Annotated in this window: 20 protein-coding genes; 12 read left to right on the top strand and 8 right to left on the bottom strand. The window is 61.9% G+C overall.

All coding sequences use genetic code 11. The features are described from left to right. The first annotated feature begins 35 nt into the window (after positions 1–35). The 6 genes from ABIE20_RS09170 (at position 36) to recX (ending at position 4,349) form a co-directional block, all read left to right on the top strand. Positions 36–1,088, top strand: coding sequence for a phage late control D family protein (locus tag ABIE20_RS09170; RefSeq protein WP_429504545.1), 1,053 nt, complete (start codon positions 36–38; stop codon positions 1,086–1,088). A gap of 23 nt (positions 1,089–1,111) precedes the next feature. Then, the gene (locus tag ABIE20_RS09175) at positions 1,112–1,657 is read left to right on the top strand and encodes a glycoside hydrolase family 19 protein (RefSeq protein WP_429504547.1); all 546 of its coding nucleotides are present in this window, start codon (positions 1,112–1,114) and stop codon (positions 1,655–1,657) included. Further along, a complete protein-coding gene (locus ABIE20_RS09180) occupies positions 1,654–2,154 on the top strand; it encodes a lysis protein (protein WP_429504548.1) in 501 nt (166 codons plus the stop codon). The genes ABIE20_RS09175 and ABIE20_RS09180 overlap by 4 nt, the downstream gene beginning before the upstream one ends. Before the next feature lie 59 nt (positions 2,155–2,213). Then, complete coding sequence (locus ABIE20_RS09185; protein ID WP_429504550.1) at positions 2,214–2,696, top strand: CinA family protein; 483 nt, start codon at positions 2,214–2,216, stop codon at positions 2,694–2,696. A 103-nt stretch (positions 2,697–2,799) separates the two neighbouring features. Then, the gene (recA, locus tag ABIE20_RS09190; RefSeq protein ID WP_123565803.1) at positions 2,800–3,873 is read left to right on the top strand and encodes a recombinase RecA; all 1,074 of its coding nucleotides are present in this window, start codon (positions 2,800–2,802) and stop codon (positions 3,871–3,873) included. An 8-nt stretch (positions 3,874–3,881) separates the two neighbouring features. Further along, positions 3,882–4,349: a recombination regulator RecX gene (recX, locus tag ABIE20_RS09195; RefSeq protein ID WP_045193567.1), complete on the top strand. Its 468-nt coding sequence runs from the start codon at positions 3,882–3,884 to the stop codon at positions 4,347–4,349. A gap of 4 nt (positions 4,350–4,353) precedes the next feature. On the opposite strand, the gene ABIE20_RS09200 is transcribed toward recX, so the two are convergent. Further along, a complete protein-coding gene (locus tag ABIE20_RS09200; protein WP_429504553.1) occupies positions 4,354–5,472 on the bottom strand; it encodes an LOG family protein in 1,119 nt (372 codons plus the stop codon). A gap of 394 nt (positions 5,473–5,866) precedes the next feature. On the opposite strand from ABIE20_RS09200, the gene ABIE20_RS09205 reads away from it, so the two are divergent. Continuing rightward, entirely contained in the window at positions 5,867–6,067 is a 201-nt protein-coding gene (locus ABIE20_RS09205; RefSeq protein WP_429504555.1) for a hypothetical protein, read from the top strand. A gap of 5 nt (positions 6,068–6,072) precedes the next feature. Here the strand turns inward: ABIE20_RS09205 and ABIE20_RS09210 are convergent, their stop codons facing one another. Further along, entirely contained in the window at positions 6,073–6,489 is a 417-nt protein-coding gene (locus ABIE20_RS09210) for a quorum-sensing-regulated virulence factor family protein (RefSeq protein ID WP_429504557.1), read from the bottom strand. A gap of 235 nt (positions 6,490–6,724) precedes the next feature. Between ABIE20_RS09210 and ABIE20_RS09215 the strand changes: the two genes are divergently transcribed. From ABIE20_RS09215 to ABIE20_RS09225, 3 genes are all read left to right on the top strand, one after another. Beyond that, entirely contained in the window at positions 6,725–7,435 is a 711-nt protein-coding gene (locus tag ABIE20_RS09215; RefSeq protein ID WP_429504559.1) for a tRNA-uridine aminocarboxypropyltransferase, read from the top strand. 251 nt (positions 7,436–7,686) lie between these two features. Next, the gene (gene erdR, locus ABIE20_RS09220; RefSeq protein ID WP_429504561.1) at positions 7,687–8,337 is read left to right on the top strand and encodes a response regulator transcription factor ErdR; all 651 of its coding nucleotides are present in this window, start codon (positions 7,687–7,689) and stop codon (positions 8,335–8,337) included. 75 nt (positions 8,338–8,412) lie between these two features. Next, the gene (locus ABIE20_RS09225; RefSeq protein ID WP_038996675.1) at positions 8,413–8,778 is read left to right on the top strand and encodes a diacylglycerol kinase; all 366 of its coding nucleotides are present in this window, start codon (positions 8,413–8,415) and stop codon (positions 8,776–8,778) included. Here ABIE20_RS09225 and ABIE20_RS09230 read toward each other — a convergent pair. Next, positions 8,775–9,701 (bottom strand): LysR family transcriptional regulator, encoded by a 927-nt coding sequence (locus ABIE20_RS09230; RefSeq protein WP_010224761.1) that lies wholly within the window; start codon positions 9,699–9,701, stop codon positions 8,775–8,777. The two genes, ABIE20_RS09225 and ABIE20_RS09230, sit on opposite strands and share 4 nt — an antisense overlap. Before the next feature lie 119 nt (positions 9,702–9,820). Between ABIE20_RS09230 and fpr the strand changes: the two genes are divergently transcribed. Then, entirely contained in the window at positions 9,821–10,600 is a 780-nt protein-coding gene (fpr, locus tag ABIE20_RS09235) for a ferredoxin-NADP reductase (protein WP_003222277.1), read from the top strand. A 46-nt stretch (positions 10,601–10,646) separates the two neighbouring features. Here fpr and tsaA read toward each other — a convergent pair whose 3' ends face one another. The 5 genes from tsaA to rimO all read right to left on the bottom strand — a co-directional run bounded on the left by tsaA (position 10,647) and on the right by rimO (position 14,600). After that, positions 10,647–11,342 carry a tRNA (N6-threonylcarbamoyladenosine(37)-N6)-methyltransferase TrmO gene (tsaA, locus tag ABIE20_RS09240; protein WP_429504564.1) on the bottom strand — a complete coding sequence of 232 codons (696 nt, stop codon included), beginning with the start codon at positions 11,340–11,342 and terminating at the stop codon, positions 10,647–10,649. Positions 11,343–11,349: 7 nt separating this feature from the next. Beyond that, the gene (locus ABIE20_RS09245; RefSeq protein ID WP_429504566.1) at positions 11,350–11,811 is read right to left on the bottom strand and encodes a DUF1456 family protein; all 462 of its coding nucleotides are present in this window, start codon (positions 11,809–11,811) and stop codon (positions 11,350–11,352) included. Between the two features lie 49 nt (positions 11,812–11,860). Beyond that, a complete protein-coding gene (locus ABIE20_RS09250) occupies positions 11,861–12,571 on the bottom strand; it encodes an rRNA pseudouridine synthase (RefSeq protein WP_429504568.1) in 711 nt (236 codons plus the stop codon). 130 nt (positions 12,572–12,701) lie between these two features. Then, positions 12,702–13,172, bottom strand: a complete 471-nt coding sequence (locus tag ABIE20_RS09255) for a GNAT family N-acetyltransferase (protein WP_429504570.1) — start codon at positions 13,170–13,172, stop codon at positions 12,702–12,704. A 90-nt stretch (positions 13,173–13,262) separates the two neighbouring features. Then, a complete protein-coding gene (rimO, locus tag ABIE20_RS09260; RefSeq protein ID WP_429504572.1) occupies positions 13,263–14,600 on the bottom strand; it encodes a 30S ribosomal protein S12 methylthiotransferase RimO in 1,338 nt (445 codons plus the stop codon). A 201-nt stretch (positions 14,601–14,801) separates the two neighbouring features. On the opposite strand from rimO, the gene ABIE20_RS09265 reads away from it, so the two are divergent. Continuing rightward, complete coding sequence (locus tag ABIE20_RS09265; protein ID WP_429504574.1) at positions 14,802–16,700, top strand: potassium transporter Kup; 1,899 nt, start codon at positions 14,802–14,804, stop codon at positions 16,698–16,700. The last annotated feature ends 94 nt before the right edge of the window (positions 16,701–16,794 follow it).

A 16,794-nucleotide genomic window follows, 5' to 3' on the forward strand; every position in this document is an offset into this window, starting at 1 on the left:
GCCGCGCGCGGGGTCATTTTTCTGGAGCCTGAACCATGCAGCCAGTGTTTCGTCTTGTTGCCGATGGCAAGGACATCACCGAACTGATCAACGACCGCTTGCTGTCCTTGCGGACCTCGGACAAGCCCGGAATGGAATCCGACGAGTTCGAGCTGCGCATTGACGACCGCGATGGCGCGGTGACGCTGCCTGCAAGGGGGGCAATGATCGAAGTGCACCTGGGCTATGCCGGCCAGGTATTGACGCGCCTGGGGCGCTACACCGTGGATGAGATCGAATTGTCGGGCCCCCCTGACAGCATCGTCATCCGCGGCAAGGCCAGCGATATGCGCGGTACCGGCAAGAGCATCCGCAGCGGTAGCTGGGAGGATGTCCCGCTGCAGCAGATCGTGCGTGACATTGCCGCGCGCAATGGCTGGCAGCCGGTGTGCCCGGTGAGCACGCGGCTGCCCAGGGTTGACCAGCTCAACGAGTCGGATTTCAACTTTATTACCCGCCTGGCCAGGCAATATGACTGCACGGCCAAGATCGGCGACGGCAAATTGCTGGTGCTGTCGCGTCAGGCCGGGCACAGCGCCAGCGGGCAGGCCCTGGGCGTGGTGACCATCAACCGTCGCGATGTGAGTCGCTGGCAGATTCGCCTGGCGGACAAAGGCACGCACAAGGCTGTGCAAACCCGTCACCAGGATCCCAAAAGCGGCGAGCTGAAGACTGTCGAGCTGGCTAACGATGCCTCGCCCGCCGGGCTGCAGCCGGTGCACAGCAACCGCCACATTTATCCCAACAAGCCTGCTGCCGAACAGGCTGCCAAGGCGCGCCTGGCGGCATTCAACCGCAGCACCGCCAGTGTGCGCCTGGAAATGGCTGGACGCACCGACCTGTTTGCCGAACGCCTGATCCTCACCCAGGGCTTCAAGGAGGGGCTGGACGGCGAGTACCTGATCGAGTCGGTCGAACACACCTTCAGTTCCAGTGGCTGGGCAACCTCGGTCGACTGCAACGGCGGCAACAAAGGCAAAGCCAAGGCCAAGGGCAAGCAAGCCAAGAGCCGGCCGGCACTGCGCACGGTCCAGTTGCAGCCCCTTTGAACCCCAAGGATGAGGAACCCTATATGACCCTGGAGCAACTTGCTGCCGTGTTCCCCAACGCCCGCCTGAATGCGGGCGTTTTTCTACCTGCCCTGAACCTGGCCATGGCCCGATGGGACATTGACACCCCACGGCGCCAAGCGGCCTTTCTCGCCCAGATCGGCCATGAGTCCGGCCAGTTGCGCTACGTCAAGGAGCTGGGCAACGACCGCTACCTGGCGCGTTACGATACCGGCACCCTGGCCCTGCGCCTGGGCAATACCCCACAGGCCGATGGCGATGGCCAGCTGTACTGCGGGCGTGGCCTGATCCAGATCACCGGGCGCAACAACTACCAGGCTTGCAGCATGGCCCTGTTTGCTGATGAGCGTTTGCTCAAGCAACCGCAACTGCTCGAACAACCACAATGGGCGGCCGAATCGGCGGCCTGGTTCTGGCACTCGCGTGGGCTCAACCAACTGGCTGACCGCGGCGAGTTCAACCGCATCACCCGGCATATCAATGGCGGGCTCAACGGCCTGGAAGATCGCCTGCGGCTCTGGGCGCGGGCCCGAGAGGTGCTGTGTTGAGCCGCCTGCAACTTGGGGCGTGGCTGCTGTTGACGCTGCTGGCCTGTGCGCTGAGCTGGCAAGTCCAGGGCTGGCGCATGGGCCGGCAGTTGGCGGAGCAAGCGGCGCAGCACGAGCGCGAGTGGCAAGCCCAGGCCGAGTCCACTGCCGCGCAACTGGTCGCCGAGCGCCTGCAACGCCAGGGGCTGGCGCAACGGCTGGCGGTCAGCGAGCAACACCATTATCAGGAGCTTCTCGATGCCCAACAGACTCAGGCTCGCCTGCGTGATCGCCTGGCTACTGCTGATGTGCGGCTGTCGGTCCTGGTCGAGCGCGCTGCCTCCGGTTGCGCCGGCCTGCCTGCCGCCTCCGACCCCGGCAGCGTGGTTCATGACCCCGTACGCGCCCGACTTGAGCCGGCGCATGCTCAACGAATTATCGCCATCACCGATGACGGTGACCGCGGACTGATCGCTTTGCGCGCCTGCCAGGCGTACGTGCGCGGGCTGCTGCGCTGAGGCTGTGGAATAGGGGGCAGCTGGTGTAGGGTAGTCGGCAGATCTTAGAGGAGCTTGGCATGGACCCGATCACTGCACTGTCTGCCCGCCTGGGTGAGCACCTGCGCCGTTTCAACGCCCAGGTAAGCACTGCCGAATCCTGTACCGGTGGCGGCATCGCCGAGGCCATTACCCGCATTCCTGGCAGCTCGGCCTGGTTCGAGGCCGGTTACGTGACCTATTCCAACAGCCAGAAGACCCGCCAGCTGGCGGTGCCCGAAGCGCTGTTCGCGCAAGTAGGGGCGGTCAGCCAGGAGGTGGTCGAGGCCATGGTGCGCGGCGCCCAGGCTGCCAGCGGTGCGCGGTTTGCCGTAGCGGTCAGTGGCGTGGCAGGGCCCGACGGTGGCTCGCCGGCAAAGCCGGTGGGCACTGTATGGCTGGCCTGGGCCGATGGCAGCCATGTCGGCAGCGAGCGCCGGCACTTCGATGGCGACCGAGATGCGGTGCGCCGACAAACGGTAATCGCCGCGCTAGAGGGCTTGTTACAGCTTGGTGCAGAGTAAATCGCACATCGGGGGTAGGCGGGAACAAAACCCTGTGGAATAATACTGGCTACTTATACAGGTGTTCTGGCCGTCAGGCCCTATCGATTACGTGAGGACTTCAATGGACGACAACAAGAAGCGCGCCTTGGCTGCGGCCCTGGGGCAAATCGAGCGTCAATTCGGTAAAGGCGCGGTCATGCGCATGGGCGACCACGAGCGCCAGGCAATTCCGGCCATTTCCACCGGCTCCCTGGGCCTGGACATTGCCCTGGGCATTGGCGGTCTGCCAAAAGGCCGTATCGTCGAAATCTACGGCCCCGAGTCGTCCGGTAAAACCACGCTGACCCTGTCAGTCATCGCCCAGGCGCAGAAAGCAGGCGCTACCTGTGCCTTCGTCGACGCCGAGCACGCCCTGGACCCGGAATACGCCGGCAAGCTGGGCGTCAACGTCGACGACCTGCTGGTCTCGCAGCCGGATACCGGCGAACAGGCCCTGGAAATCACCGACATGCTGGTGCGCTCCAACGCCGTTGACGTGATCATCGTCGACTCCGTGGCGGCGCTGGTGCCCAAGGCCGAGATCGAAGGCGAAATGGGTGACATGCACGTGGGCCTGCAGGCTCGCCTGATGTCCCAGGCGCTGCGTAAGATCACCGGTAACATCAAGAACGCCAACTGCCTGGTAATCTTCATCAACCAGATCCGCATGAAGATCGGCGTGATGTTCGGCAGCCCGGAAACCACCACCGGTGGTAACGCGCTGAAGTTCTACGCATCGGTCCGTCTCGACATCCGCCGTACCGGCGCGGTGAAGGAAGGCGACGAAGTCGTTGGTAGCGAAACCCGGGTCAAAATCGTCAAGAACAAGGTGGCGCCGCCATTCCGTCAGGCTGAGTTCCAGATCCTTTACGGCAAGGGCATCTACCGCAACGGCGAGATCATCGACCTCGGCGTGCTGCACGGCTTCCTGGAAAAATCCGGTGCCTGGTACAGCTACCAGGGCAGCAAGATCGGTCAGGGCAAGGCCAACTCGGCCAAGTTCCTCCAGGAAAACCCGGAAATCGCCGCGACGCTCGAGAAGCAGATCCGCGACAAGCTGCTCAATGCCGGTGCCGTTGAAGCGGCTGGCAAGGCTGCTGCGGTAGCCGCCGAGCCTGAAGACGATCTGGCCAACGCTGAAGAAGCCGGCTACTGATCGCACCCATGTCCGCCGTACTCGATACCCCCGTCGCCGTAAGGCGGACAGCCATGGACCTGCTCGCACGTCGCGAGCACGGTAGAGTCGAGCTGACGCGCAAGTTGCGTCAGCGCGGCGCCCCCGCCGAATTGATTGACCAGGAACTCGACCGTTTGACGGAAGAGGGCCTGCTCAGTGAAGCCCGTTACCTGGAAAGCTTTATCAGCTACCGTTCACGCTCGGGCTACGGCCCTGCGCGTATTCGTGAGGAGCTGGGCCAGCGCGGGCTGCACCGCGGTGACATCGACCAGGCACTGCGTGAATGCGGGGTGGACTGGTCGGCGCTATTGCAGGATGTCTGGCAGCGCAAGTTTGCCGGTCAGTTGCCTGTCGATCCGCGCAGCCGCGCCCAGCAAACCCGTTTTCTGGTTTACCGTGGTTTTTCCATGGAATCGGTCGGCCGCCTGTTGAGCGGCCGAGGGCTGGACGACTGACGGCTCAGGTGACTTTCAACGCTTCCCGTGCCCGCTGGGTAGTGTGCATGGGCTCTGGCTTGGCCCAGTTCTCCGACAGGTTGATGAAGTCGACCAACTCGCGCAGGCGTCCCTGATCGCGCCCGTTGAAGGCGAAGGCCAGGCGCGTCAAATGACTGAAGCGCGCCTCATCATGCTGCTCGCCGCCATAGGCGTGCTGATGGAAATTGCCGCTCAGGCGCAAGTCCGCAAACCCCTCCTGCAAGTCAAACAGCGCTGCCTCGCTAAGCGGATGCTGCATGCGAATCACGAACTGGTTCTTCAGCCAGCGGCTGGAATGGTAGTTGCTGTAGAACTGGTTGATCTCTTCCACTGCCTCGTCGGCGCTGTACACCAGGCGCAGCAGTTTCATGTCGCTAGGCAGGATGTAGCGGTTCTCTTCAAGTTGTCGGGTGATGAAATTCAGCGCCTCCTGCCAGAAGCTGCCGCCGGGGGAGTCCAGTAGCACCACCGGCACCAACGGGCTTTTGCCGGTCTGGATCAGAGTGAGGACTTCCAAGGCTTCATCCAGGGTACCGAACCCGCCGGGGCACAGCACCAGGGCGTCGGCTTCCTTGACGAAGAACAGCTTGCGAATAAAGAAAAAGTGGAACGGCAGCAACTTGTCGGTGCCATCGACCGTGGGGTTGGCATGTTGCTCGAACGGCAGGGTGATGTTGAAGCCCAGGCTGTGCTCCACACCTGCGCCTTCATGGGCGGCGGCCATAATGCCGCCGCCGGCGCCGGTGATGACCATCAGGTCGGAGCGTGCCAGGGTCGCGCCCAGTTCCCGGGCCAGGGCATACATCGGGTGTTCAATCGGGGTGCGGGCGGAACCGAATACCGTAACCTTGCGCCGGCCCTTGTACTGTTCGAGGGTACGAAAGGCGTGATCGAGTTCGCGCAGGGCCTGCAGGGTTATCTTGGCGTTCCAGCGGTTGCGGTCGTCATGGGCCATGCGCAGGACGGTCAGCATCATGTCGCGGTAAAGCGGCAGGTTGGGGCTGTTGGGCGCAACCAGGTTCAGTTGCTCTTCAATCTTGCTCAGGTCAATTCCGTTGTTGCTGAAGTGGCGAGATAGCAGTTCGTTCGGTTGGTAAGGCATTCAAACGTCTCCTTCTGCAGCAAAACCTCTGACCGGGCGGCAATGGGCTGCCCGGCCGCGACACTGCATGTGTCGCTGGCTGCCGTGGCTCGAGTGTGACCCCCGAGCATTGCAGTAGACCTGCAAGGTCTCAGTGCAGTGGTAATGGGTCCATACAACTTATTGTTCTTCATGGCTTCGGGTGCAACGCAAGGCATCCACGGGCAACCCCCTTTGCTTGCCCAAAAATTACAGGGTGGTTGCTATCAATCTAGACCCTGGCGCGTGTTTATGCCGAATGATCAGCGCAGTATCGCGCCGCAGCGGGACCGCTCGTCAGCCGGGATCCAATCATTGTGAGGGTCTGGTTAACTGAAGCTCAGAGCGAGTCAGCGCAATGCAGGGAGGCTGCAGCATGCAACGGCTTAACCTTGAGCTCGACGAGCAGCTATTCCAGTTGCTTAAGAGCGCGGCCCAGGCCAACAACCTGAGTCTTGAACAGGAGTGCCTGCGACGGCTGGGGGGAGGGGAGCGGCACTCGCGTTATATCCAGGCCCTGGTGGCCGAACTGCGCGCCGATGAAAAACAGCGGCGCGACAGGGAGCGGGTAGCCTAGAGCTGTTACTTCTTGAGTTTCAGGCCGCAGCTGGCGGCATTGAAGGCCTGTTCGCTGACCGGGCGGTTGGTTTTGTATTCGGTGAAGCGATAGGTCAGCACCGCGCCTTTTTCCATCAGCAGGCGGTAACCGGTGTTCTTGCACACGCTGTCACCCAATTGGCTGCGTACCCGGTTCGGGTCAGCCTGCATTTTTTTTGCATGGCTTGGCAGTACGCTCAGGTGATTGATCAGTTGCTTGCCTTCGACGGTATAGCCCTGGTCGAGGATGTCTTCGTTGATCGCCCGCGGCGTGCCGACGCTGCTCTGCGTGGCAACTTTTTGCAGCATCCGGCTCAGCTCGTACTCCTGCTTGGACGCGGCATTGGCCGCCAGGGGCAGGGCGAGCAACAGGCTCAGGGACGGGACGATGAAACGCAGCATGAATCTCTCCTGGTTCGGTAACTGGCAATTGGACCAACAACGGCGCACGGTGTTCCGTCACGGCGCAAGGGCAATGCCAGCGGGTAGCGACAGGGTGAAGATTATAGGGAGTCCCTGCTTTAGCTGCACGGCAAATCCAGTCTACCCGTAGGCCGGCTCTGATAAACTGCACGGGATTTCCGTCTTGCCGAGTCCGTGCAGTGCCATCCTTTTCTGCCCCACGTTGTGCCCAGTCATGAGCCATGCCGTATCGCGCCTGCGCGCCGAGCGCCTGGCGCGCAGTGTAAAACCCTTCGTTGCCCGCGGTTCGCGGGCGCCGCGCTGCCCGCAGTGCCGGGTGATCCCCAGTTACTGCCTGTGCGCCTGGCGCCCGCAAGTGCCGGCTGAGTCGGGCATTTGCCTGTTGATGCACGATACCGAGCCACTAAAACCGACCAACACCGGCTGGCTGATCGCTGATCTGATTGCCGACACCTCGGCCTTCGGCTGGCAGCGTACGGCGGTCGACGAGGCCTTGCTGGCCCTGCTTGAACAGCCGCACTGGCAGCCTTACATCGTCTTCCCCGGCGAGTTCGTCGAGCCAGGGCGGGTGGTCAACGAGGTGGCACGTGAACCAGGCAAGCGCCCGCTGTTCATCCTGCTGGATGCGACCTGGACCGAAGCACGCAAGATGTTTCGCAAGAGCCCGTACCTGAACCGCTTCCCGGTCTTGAGCCTGCAGCCGGAGCAGATTTCGCGCTATCGCCTGCGCCGCTCCAAGCGCGACGATCACTTCTGCACTGCCGAAGTAGCGGCCATGTGCCTGGAACTGGCCGGTGATCAACGCGCGGCCGAGGCACTGGACGCTTACCTGGACGTGTTCACCACCCATTACCTGAGTGCCAAGCATCAATTGCCGCTGGATGAAAAGGACACCGTGCACCAGCGTTTGCATACCTTCCTATAGTACAAGGGGCAGGCGCGGCGCTTTGCGGCATAATGGGCAGATTGGCGGCCAGGGGGGCGAGCAGGGCGCTTGACCACCCGGTCCTGGCTCGGCATCCTTGGCGCCGATTCGGGCACGACGAAGGCTTGTAACGTTGTATTTCCTGGCCTCGATGTGCCGTTTGGGCATACGGCGTTGCCGTAGCCTCGAGTTGCCCGCCAGGCGCCTATTCTTCCTTTCCTGCGCCTGCACAGAACAGGATCATTAGATCGATGGCCACATACGAAATCCTGATTGCCGATGACCACCCGCTGTTTCGCAGCGCGCTGCGCCAGGCCGTTACCCTGGGCCTGGGCCCGGATGTACGCCTGGTTGAAGTGGCGAGCATCGCCGAACTGGAAGCCCGCCTGACCGAAAAGTCCGACTGGGACCTGGTGCTGTTGGACCTGAACATGCCTGGAGCCTACGGGTTCTCCGGGCTGGTCCTGCTGCGCGGACAGTATCCGCAGATTCCGGTGGTGATGGTTTCGGCTCAGGAGGAAGCGGCCGTCGTGGTCAAGTCCCGTGAGTTCGGCGCCAGCGGCTTCATTCCCAAATCAAGTCCGCTGGAAGTGATCCAGGATGCCGTGCAGAAGGTCCTCGATGGCGAAGTCTGGTGGCCACCGCAGGCATTCGAGAAAGTTGACGTTTCCGCCGAGGCCAAAGCCGCCAGCGAAGGCCTTGCGAGTCTTACGCCGCAGCAGTTCCGGGTCTTGACCATGGTCTGTGAAGGCCTGCTGAACAAACAGATCGCTTACGAGTTGAGTGTGTCGGAAGCGACCATCAAGGCGCATGTGACGGCAATTTTCCGCAAGCTGGGGGTACGGACCCGTACCCAGGCCGCCTTGCTGCTGCAACAACTGGAATCGGTTTCAGCCAGTTAAGGCCATTGGCCTTCACGCTTTTTTGATCTCGCCTACATTAGGCTGCAGCGTTTTCAGTGGATGAAGTGACCTTCTATGTCGTCGCCTTTCAAGGGCCAGACCGGCCTTAAACGTATTTTCAATGCCGCCGGCTATTCGTTCGATGGCCTGCGTGCTGCGTTCACCGGTGAGGCGGCGTTCCGTCAACTGGTACTGCTCAACGTCGTGTTGATCCCGGTAGCCTTCTGGCTGGATGTCAGCCGCGCCGAGCGGGCAATCCTGATTGCCGTGTGCTTGCTGGGGCTGATCGTCGAGTTGCTGAATTCGGCGGTGGAGGCTGCGATCGACCGTATTTCCCTCGACCGCCACCCGTTGTCGAAGAACGCCAAGGACATGGGCAGTGCCGCCCAGTTCGTGGCCTTGAGCATGGTTGGCCTGACTTGGGCGGTGATCCTGCTTTAGGCGATGGTCGGCAGAACGATCTCGTCGCTGCGGCTGACCCCGGCAGTAAAGCTGCGGCACAGTTCAAGAAACTCGCGCATGGCGGAGGTCTGGTACTTCTGCTTGTGCCAGATGAAAAAGAATTGCCGGGCCAGGTCCAGCTCAGGGGTTTCCACCGGCACCAGGCTGCCGCGACGAAATGCGTCGCGCAGGGCCAGGCGCGAAATGCAGCCAATACCCAGGCCCGATTCCACCGCCCGCTTGATCGCCTCGGTGTGCTCCAGCTCCAGGCGAATGTTGAGGTTGGAGCGGTGGTGACGCATGGCCTGGTCGAAAGTCAGGCGGGTACCGGAGCCCTGCTCGCGCAGAATCCAGGCTTCATGGGTGAGCTCTTCCATGCTCGCCTGGCCGCGTTTGGCCAAGGGGTGCTGCGGTGCACAGAACACCACCAGTTCGTCCTCGACCCAAGGCTGAACTTCCAGGTCCGGGTGGTTGCAGTCACCTTCGATTAGACCCAGATCAATTTCGTAATGGGCAACCTGTTGCACGATATGCGCAGTGTTCTGTACATGCAGCTTGACCTGGCTCTCCGGGTGGATCTGCATGAAGCTGCCGATCAGCAGGGTGGCCAGGTAGTTGCCGATGGTCAGGGTCGCGCCCACCGCCAGCGAGCCGAAGCCGGACTTGCCATTGAGCAGGTCTTCGATCTCCTTGGCCTGGTCGAGCAGGGCCACCGCCTGGGGCAGCAGTTGATGGCCCAGAGCGTTGAGGCTCAGGCGTTTACCGGCGCGGTCGAACAGCTGGCAGCTGGACTGGCGCTCAAGTTCGGTGATCGATGTACTGGCGGCCGACTGCGATAACGCCAGTATCCCGGCGGCCCGCGAGACGCTTTGGTACTGGGCCACGGCAACGAACACCTGGAGCTGACGAAGGGTAAATCGCATATCTATATAACCGATAAGACATATCTTGATAATTCATTTAACAGATATTGTCGCTGGCACTAAACTATTGCGCAATCGCGCTCTCGCTTAGCGCCGCGTTTTTCTTCAGGAGCCCGTACATGAGCAACATGAACCACGAACGTGTCCTCAGTGTTCACCACTGGAACGACACCCTGTTCAGCTTCAAGTGCACCCGCGACCCGGGCCTGCGCTTCGAGAACGGTCAGTTCGTGATGATCGGCCTGCAACAGCCAAACGGCCGCCCGCTCATGCGCGCCTATTCGATTGCCAGCCCGAACTGGGAAGAGCACCTGGAGTTCTTCAGCATCAAGGTGCCGGACGGCCCGCTGACCTCCCAGCTGCAGCACTTGAAGGAAGGCGATGAAATCATCATCAGCAAGAAGCCTACCGGCACCCTGGTACTCGACGACCTGAACCCGGGCAAGCACCTGTACCTGCTCAGCACCGGCACTGGCCTGGCGCCGTTCATGAGCGTCATCCAGGACCCGGAAACCTACGAACGCTTCGAAAAAGTCATCCTGGTCCACGGTGTGCGCTACGTCAATGAAGTCGCCTACCGCGAGTTCATTACCGAGCACCTGCCGCAGAACGAGTTCTTCGGTGAAGCGCTGCGTGACAAGCTGATCTACTACCCGACCGTGACCCGCGAGCCGTTCGAAAACCAGGGCCGCCTGACCGACCTGATGCGCAGCGGCAAGCTGTTCAGCGACATCGGCCTGCCGCCGATCAACCCGCAGGACGACCGCGCGATGATCTGCGGTAGCCCGAGCATGCTCGACGAGACCAGTGAAGTGCTCGACAGCTTCGGCCTGAAGATCTCGGCACGTATGCGTGAGCCGGGTGATTACCTGATCGAGCGTGCATTCGTCGAGAAGTAAGACATTGAATACAAAAAAAGCAGGCTTCGGCCTGCTTTTTTTGTGTCTATAGATCCAGCACCACTTCCATCACCCGGATCTGATCCGGTTGCGGGTAGTGCCAGCGCACCTGCACATCCCAGAACTTCACTCCGTACACGCGCTCGGGCGGCGGCACCTGGTAGGCCGGGCGCGGGTCCTGGGCCAGGCATTGTTCGATCAGCTCCACCAGCGGCTCGGCCAGGCGCAAGGCATGCTCGCGGGCCTGGGGCAGTGCAGTATCGCTCCAGCTCACGGCAATCGGCGCAGGTGGCGCGTCAGCCATCTGGTTGACCGCGCCAGCCACGGCATCGGCGTAGGGCACGTAGGGCTTGATATCCAGTACCGGCGTGCCATCAAGCAGGTCGATACCCGACAGCCACAAGCGGCCGGCTTCGACTTTCTCCAGCCGGACCACCGACTGGCCAATACCATTGGGCCGGTGGGTGGCACGGGTGGCAAACACTCCCATGGACTTGTTGCCGCCCAGCCGAGGTGGGCGCACTTTCAACCGCGGTTTGTCTTCCAGCGCCTGGTGAAACAGGAACAGCAGCCAGACATGGCTGACCTGCTCCAGACCGGCCACCGCCTCGCCGTTGTCGTAGGGTGGCAGCAGCTCCAGTACGCCACGGGCAGCCGGCGCCAGTTGCGGTTGGCGCGGAATGGCGAACTTTTCCTTGAAGCAGGAGCGCACGTGGCCGATGGGAGCAACGCTGTAGTTCATCGCCGGCTCAGCCACGAACCCGCAGGGTCAGGCCCTTGAGGAAGTTACGCAGCAACTGGTCGCCGCACGGACGGTAGTTGTTGTGCCCGACCTTGCGGAACAGGGCGCTGAGTTCCGGCTTCGACACCGGGAAGTCGGCGGCCTTGAGGATCGCGTGCAGGTCGTCTTCTTTAAGCTCGAAGGCCACGCGCAGCTTCTTCATGACGATGTTGTTGGTCACCGGCAGTTCGATCGGCAGCGGCGGGCGGCTGTCGTCCTTGCCGCGCTTGAAGATCACCAGGCCATCGAGAAAGTGCGCAATGACCTCATCGGGGCAACGCACGAAACCTTCCTCTTCTTCTTTCTTGAGGTAGGTGGCGATATCGGCGGTGGATACTGTGAGGCCGCCCAGCTTGATGATATCGGTGAGCTTGGCGTCGTTGACGTCCAGCAGGTAGCGCAGGCTGCGCAGTACATCGTTGTGAATCATGGGGACAATCCTGTTCAGGGGCGCGGCCTGAGTGGCAGCGCCGTGTTGCTTAGAATCTTTCGCTGCTTGCCAGGTAGCGCCACTGGCCCAGAGGCAGCTTGCTCATGGCGACGCCGCCGAGGCGGATCCGGCGCATGCTTACCGGGGTGACTCCAACGCTGCTGCAGAGCAGGTTGATGAGCCCGGCAGGCGGGTTTTTCACAACCATGCGCAGGCGCGTCTCGTTCTGCCAGCTGGCCTTGATTTTCGGCAGCTCGTTGCCTTTCCAGGTGAAGCCGCGGTTCAGCCGCTCCAGGCCGTGGGCAATCATTTCGCCGGTGACTTCGACGATGTATTCCTGCTCGAGCTTGGCCAGGTCGGCGTTGAGCTTGCGGGTTACGCGCCAGTCCTGGGTGAATACCTGCAGGCCGCTGGCGCCTTCTTGCAGCGGCGCGGCGCAGCTCAGGCGGGCGAAGTGGCCCTTGAGCGGGCGACGGCTGTAACTGTGCTCCGGCGAGAGGCTGTCGGCGCTGATGCTGGCACAGGCGTCGTCGAGGTCGAGCCCGGCAGGCTGGTTGAGCAGCAGGGTGACCGGCTCCAGGGCTTCAGCCTTGGCGCCCTGGCGCAGTTCGACCTTGTGCTCGGTGACCTTGAACTGCGGCTCGTCGATCACGGTGCCGTTCACCGTGACCCAGCCGCCCTCGATGTACAGCTCGGCCTCCCGTCGGGAGCAACCGACCAGTTCGATAAGGCGTTTGGAAAGGCGAATGGGTTCAGACATGACGACAGCCGTAGACACAGGGAAAGGTGCCTATTGTAACTGCCTGGACGGGCTTGGGGCCGGGAACATTCGTCGATCCGGCCATTAATCTGCGCTTTCGCGGCATTTCAGAGGGGGATTACACGAGCCTTCAGCCGGTGCGGACAGACTGCGTACGAATTAGCCTCATGTGGAGTAGGGGGTAGGGCTGACCCATGCCATCTGTTTCTGAGCGGCCGATCACCTCGAAGCCCTGGCGCAGGTAGAAGCCCAGGGCCTGGGTGTTCTGCTCGTTAACGTCCAGTTGCTCTGCGTGCAGCTCGTCGATGGCCACCCGCAGCAACTTTGAGCCGAGACCCTGGCCGCGCGCCTCGGGGTCGATGAAAAGCATCTCCACCCGTCCGCCGGCGACCCCGGCAAAGCCGCGGATACGCTGGCTGGCGTCCTTGGCGCAGATCAGCATCACCGCATCCAGGTACTGGCTCAGTAGCAGCTCGCGCAGCAGGCAGATGTAGCTGTCAGGGAGAAAGTCGTGGGTGGCGCGCACGGACGCTTCCCACACTCGCGCCAGCTCCGGGTAGTCGCGCAGGCTCGGCGTCTGCACGGTCATGTGCCTGCGCATCGTGATGGTCTCCTCGTGGCGATTGAGGAAACGATAGTTGCAAAAAAAAGCCCCGCCATCGCTGGCAGGGCATTTTTTATCGGCGCCGAATCAGATCGGTTCGGCCCACATGTCGTATTCGTCGGCATCGGTCACCCGGCAACGAACGGTGTCGCCCGGCTTGAAGCCGTGGTTGCCATCGATGAACACGTTGCCGTCGATTTCCGGGGCATCGAAGAAACTGCGGCCGACCGAGCCTTCGTCTTCGACTTCATCGATCAGCACGTCGATTTCCTTGCCGATGCGCAGTTGCAGACGGGCGGTGCTGATCGCCTGCTGGTGGGCCATGAAGCGGTCCCAGCGCTCTTGCTTGATGTCGTCCGGCACTTCCTCCAGGCCCAGGTCGTTGGCCGGGGCACCTTCGACCGGTGAGTACTGGAAGCAGCCGACGCGATCGAGCTGGGCTTCGGTCAGCCAGTCGAGCAGGTACTGGAAGTCTTCTTCGGTTTCACCCGGGAAGCCGACGATGAAGGTCGAACGGATCACCAGTTGTGGGCACTGCTCGCGCCAGTTCTTGATGCGCGCCAGGGTACGGTCTTCGAACGCCGGGCGTTTCATCGACTTGAGCACTTTCGGGCTGGCGTGCTGGAACGGGATGTCCAGGTACGGCAGGATCTTGCCGGCCGCCATCAGCGGGATAACGTCATCGACGTTCGGGTACGGGTATACATAATGCAGGCGTACCCAGGCGCCCAGGCTGCTCAGCGCTTCGCACAGCTCGAGCATGCGCGTCTTGACCGGGCGGCCGTTCCAGAAGTCGGTCTTGTACTTGACGTCGACACCGTAGGCACTGGTGTCCTGGGAGATCACCAGGATTTCCTTGACCCCGGCCTTGACCAGGCGCTCGGCCTCGCTCAGCACTTCGCCGACCGGGCGGCTGACCAGTTTGCCGCGCATCGAGGGGATGATGCAGAAGCTGCAGCTGTGGTTGCAGCCTTCGGAAATCTTCAGGTAGGCATAGTGGCGCGGGGTCAGCTTGACGCCCTGTGGCGGCACCAGGTCGATCAGCGGGTTGTGGTCCTGGCGCGGCGGCACGACTTCGTGCACGGCATTGACCACCTGCTCGTACTGCTGCGGGCCGGTTACCGAGAGCACGCTGGGGTGCACGTCACGGATGCTGCCTTCCTCGACACCCATGCAGCCGGTGACGATGACCTTGCCGTTTTCCTTGATGGCTTCGCCAATCACTTCCAGGGACTCGGCCTTGGCGCTGTCGATAAAGCCGCAGGTGTTGACCACCACTACGTCGGCGTCCTCGTAGGTGGGCACGACTTCATAGCCTTCCATGCGCAGCTGGGTCAGGATGCGCTCGGAATCGACCAGGGCTTTGGGGCAACCCAGGGAAACGAAGCCGACCTTGGGCGTGGTGGGCGTGGGAGTGGTGGACATGGCTAACCTCGGTATAGAAGGGTTTGCCTGGCCGGGCAGGCGGGCAAACCTGATGGGCGCTTTGGGCGCCTCTGATCAAAAAGTGCGCAATTCTAGCGAGCGCAAAGTCACTTGACCAGCAGAAATACGACGAACGCTCAGCTATGCTTCGCGGCAGTGTGCCTGTGTCTGGTGCAAGGGGCCTGGTGGCGGGAGTGATGGATGGTTCAGGCAAGTAGTCAGGCCGATTCCGGGCATTCGGTGGCAAAACCGTTGAGCCTGCTGGTGGCGGCGGTTGGAGTGGTTTACGGCGATATTGGCACCAGCCCCTTGTATACCCTCAAGGAGGTGTTTTCGGGCGGTTACGGCGTACCGGTCAATCACGATGGGGTGCTGGGCATCCTCGGTCTGATTTTCTGGTCGCTGATCTGGGTAGTGACGATCAAGTACGTGGTGTTCATCCTGCGTGCCGACAACCAGGGCGAGGGCGGCATCATGGCCCTGACCGCCCTGGCCCGGCGCGCCTCTGCGCCTTACCCGAAACTCAAGGCGCTGATGGTCGGCTGCGGGCTGATCGGTGCGGCGCTGTTCTATGGCGACAGCATGATTACCCCGGCGATTTCGGTATTGTCGGCGGTAGAGGGCCTGGAGCTGGCCTTTGACGGCATCGATCACTGGGTAATACCGGTGGCGCTGATCGTGCTGGTGGCGTTGTTTCTGATCCAGAAGCATGGCACCGCGCGCATTGGCATCCTCTTTGGTCCGGTGATGGTCACCTGGTTCGTGGTGCTCGGCGCTCTGGGCGTGCATGGCATTGCCCAGAGCCCGGAGGTGCTAAAGGCGTTCAACCCGGTCTGGGCCGTGCGCTTCTTTATCGTCCACCCGGGCATGGGCGTGGCGATTCTTGGCGCTGTGGTCCTGGCCCTGACCGGCGCTGAAGCACTGTATGCCGACATGGGCCACTTTGGCCGTAAACCCATTGCCCGCGCCTGGTTTGCCCTGGTGCTGCCGGCGCTGGTGCTCAACTATTTCGGCCAGGGCGCCTTGCTGCTGCAAAATCCGGAGGCGGCGCGCAACCCGTTCTACCTGCTGGCGCCGAACTGGGCGCTGATACCGTTGGTCGGTTTGTCCACCCTGGCCACGGTTATTGCCTCCCAAGCGGTGATTTCCGGGGCCTTCTCCCTGACCCGCCAGGCCATTCAGCTTGGCTATGTGCCGCGCATGCAGATCCAGCACACCTCCAGCGATGAACAGGGGCAAATCTACATCGGTGCGGTGAACTGGTCGCTGATGGTCGGGGTGATCCTCCTGGTGCTGGGCTTCGAGTCTTCCGGGGCGCTGGCCTCGGCCTATGGCGTGGCGGTGACTGGCACCATGTTGATGACCACGCTGCTGGTGTCCACGGTGATGTTGCTGCTATGGAAATGGCCGCCGCTGCTGGCAGTACCGATTCTGTTGGGCTTTCTCTTTGTCGATGGCCTGTTCTTTGCCGCCAACGTGCCGAAAATCGTTCAGGGCGGGGCTTTTCCGGTGCTGGCGGGGATTGTCCTGTTTGTCTTGATGACCACCTGGAAGCGCGGCAAGCAGATCCTGGTCGAGCGCCTGGACGAGGGCAGCCTGCCGCTGCCGCTGTTTATCAGCAGTATCCGTGTGCAGCCGCCGCATCGGGTCGAGGGTACGGCGGTGTTTCTCACGGCGCGACCGGATGCCGTGCCCCACGCCTTGTTGCATAACATGCTGCACAACCAGGTGCTGCACTCGCAGGTGGTGCTGTTGACCGTGGTTAGCGAAGACACGCCGCGGGTTCCGGCGCAGCAGCGCTTTGAAGTCGAGGCGTATGGCGAGGGTTTCTACCGGGTGCTGTTGCACTTTGGCTTCATGGACGAGCCGGATGTGCCGGCGGCGTTGAAACTGTGCCATCTGGAGGGGCTGGATTTCAGCCCGATGCGTACGACCTATTTCCTCAGCCGCGAGACGGTGATTGCATCGCGGCTGGTGGGTATGTCGCGCTGGCGGGGGCTGCTGTTTGCCTTCTTGCTGAAGAATGCCAATGGCAATTTGAGGTTCTTCAATTTGCCGTTGAACCGGGTGATCGAACTCGGCACTCAGGTAGAGATATAGGTAGCTGCAAGCTACAAGCTTCAAGCGGTAAGCAAGAGCCTTGCGCGCTTGGCTCTAGCTTGCAGCTTGAAGCTTATAGCTTGCAGCTGCGCGC

The organism is Pseudomonas sp. 2835, assembly GCF_050435905.1.
In the GTDB taxonomy this organism is placed as follows: Bacteria; Pseudomonadota; Gammaproteobacteria; order Pseudomonadales; family Pseudomonadaceae; genus Aquipseudomonas.

Bases quoted from the DNA above. Each gene is read 5' to 3' on its own strand.
- ABIE20_RS09170 (WP_429504545.1), top strand. From the start codon at position 36: ATGCAGCCAGTGTTTCGTCTTGTTGCCGATGGCAAGGACATCACCGAA.
- ABIE20_RS09175 (WP_429504547.1), top strand. From the start codon at position 1,112: ATGACCCTGGAGCAACTTGCTGCCGTGTTCCCCAACGCCCGCCTGAAT.
- ABIE20_RS09185 (WP_429504550.1), top strand. From the start codon at position 2,214: ATGGACCCGATCACTGCACTGTCTGCCCGCCTGGGTGAGCACCTGCGC.
- recA (WP_123565803.1), top strand. From the start codon at position 2,800: ATGGACGACAACAAGAAGCGCGCCTTGGCTGCGGCCCTGGGGCAAATC.
- recX (WP_045193567.1), top strand. From the start codon at position 3,882: ATGTCCGCCGTACTCGATACCCCCGTCGCCGTAAGGCGGACAGCCATG.
- ABIE20_RS09200 (WP_429504553.1), bottom strand. From the start codon at position 5,472: ATGCCTTACCAACCGAACGAACTGCTATCTCGCCACTTCAGCAACAAC.
- ABIE20_RS09205 (WP_429504555.1), top strand. From the start codon at position 5,867: ATGCAACGGCTTAACCTTGAGCTCGACGAGCAGCTATTCCAGTTGCTT.
- ABIE20_RS09210 (WP_429504557.1), bottom strand. From the start codon at position 6,489: ATGCTGCGTTTCATCGTCCCGTCCCTGAGCCTGTTGCTCGCCCTGCCC.
- ABIE20_RS09215 (WP_429504559.1), top strand. From the start codon at position 6,725: ATGAGCCATGCCGTATCGCGCCTGCGCGCCGAGCGCCTGGCGCGCAGT.
- erdR (WP_429504561.1), top strand. From the start codon at position 7,687: ATGGCCACATACGAAATCCTGATTGCCGATGACCACCCGCTGTTTCGC.
- ABIE20_RS09225 (WP_038996675.1), top strand. From the start codon at position 8,413: ATGTCGTCGCCTTTCAAGGGCCAGACCGGCCTTAAACGTATTTTCAAT.
- ABIE20_RS09230 (WP_010224761.1), bottom strand. From the start codon at position 9,701: ATGCGATTTACCCTTCGTCAGCTCCAGGTGTTCGTTGCCGTGGCCCAG.
- fpr (WP_003222277.1), top strand. From the start codon at position 9,821: ATGAGCAACATGAACCACGAACGTGTCCTCAGTGTTCACCACTGGAAC.
- tsaA (WP_429504564.1), bottom strand. From the start codon at position 11,342: ATGAACTACAGCGTTGCTCCCATCGGCCACGTGCGCTCCTGCTTCAAG.
- ABIE20_RS09245 (WP_429504566.1), bottom strand. From the start codon at position 11,811: ATGATTCACAACGATGTACTGCGCAGCCTGCGCTACCTGCTGGACGTC.
- ABIE20_RS09250 (WP_429504568.1), bottom strand. From the start codon at position 12,571: ATGTCTGAACCCATTCGCCTTTCCAAACGCCTTATCGAACTGGTCGGT.
- ABIE20_RS09255 (WP_429504570.1), bottom strand. From the start codon at position 13,172: ATGCGCAGGCACATGACCGTGCAGACGCCGAGCCTGCGCGACTACCCG.
- rimO (WP_429504572.1), bottom strand. From the start codon at position 14,600: ATGTCCACCACTCCCACGCCCACCACGCCCAAGGTCGGCTTCGTTTCC.
- ABIE20_RS09265 (WP_429504574.1), top strand. From the start codon at position 14,802: ATGGTTCAGGCAAGTAGTCAGGCCGATTCCGGGCATTCGGTGGCAAAA.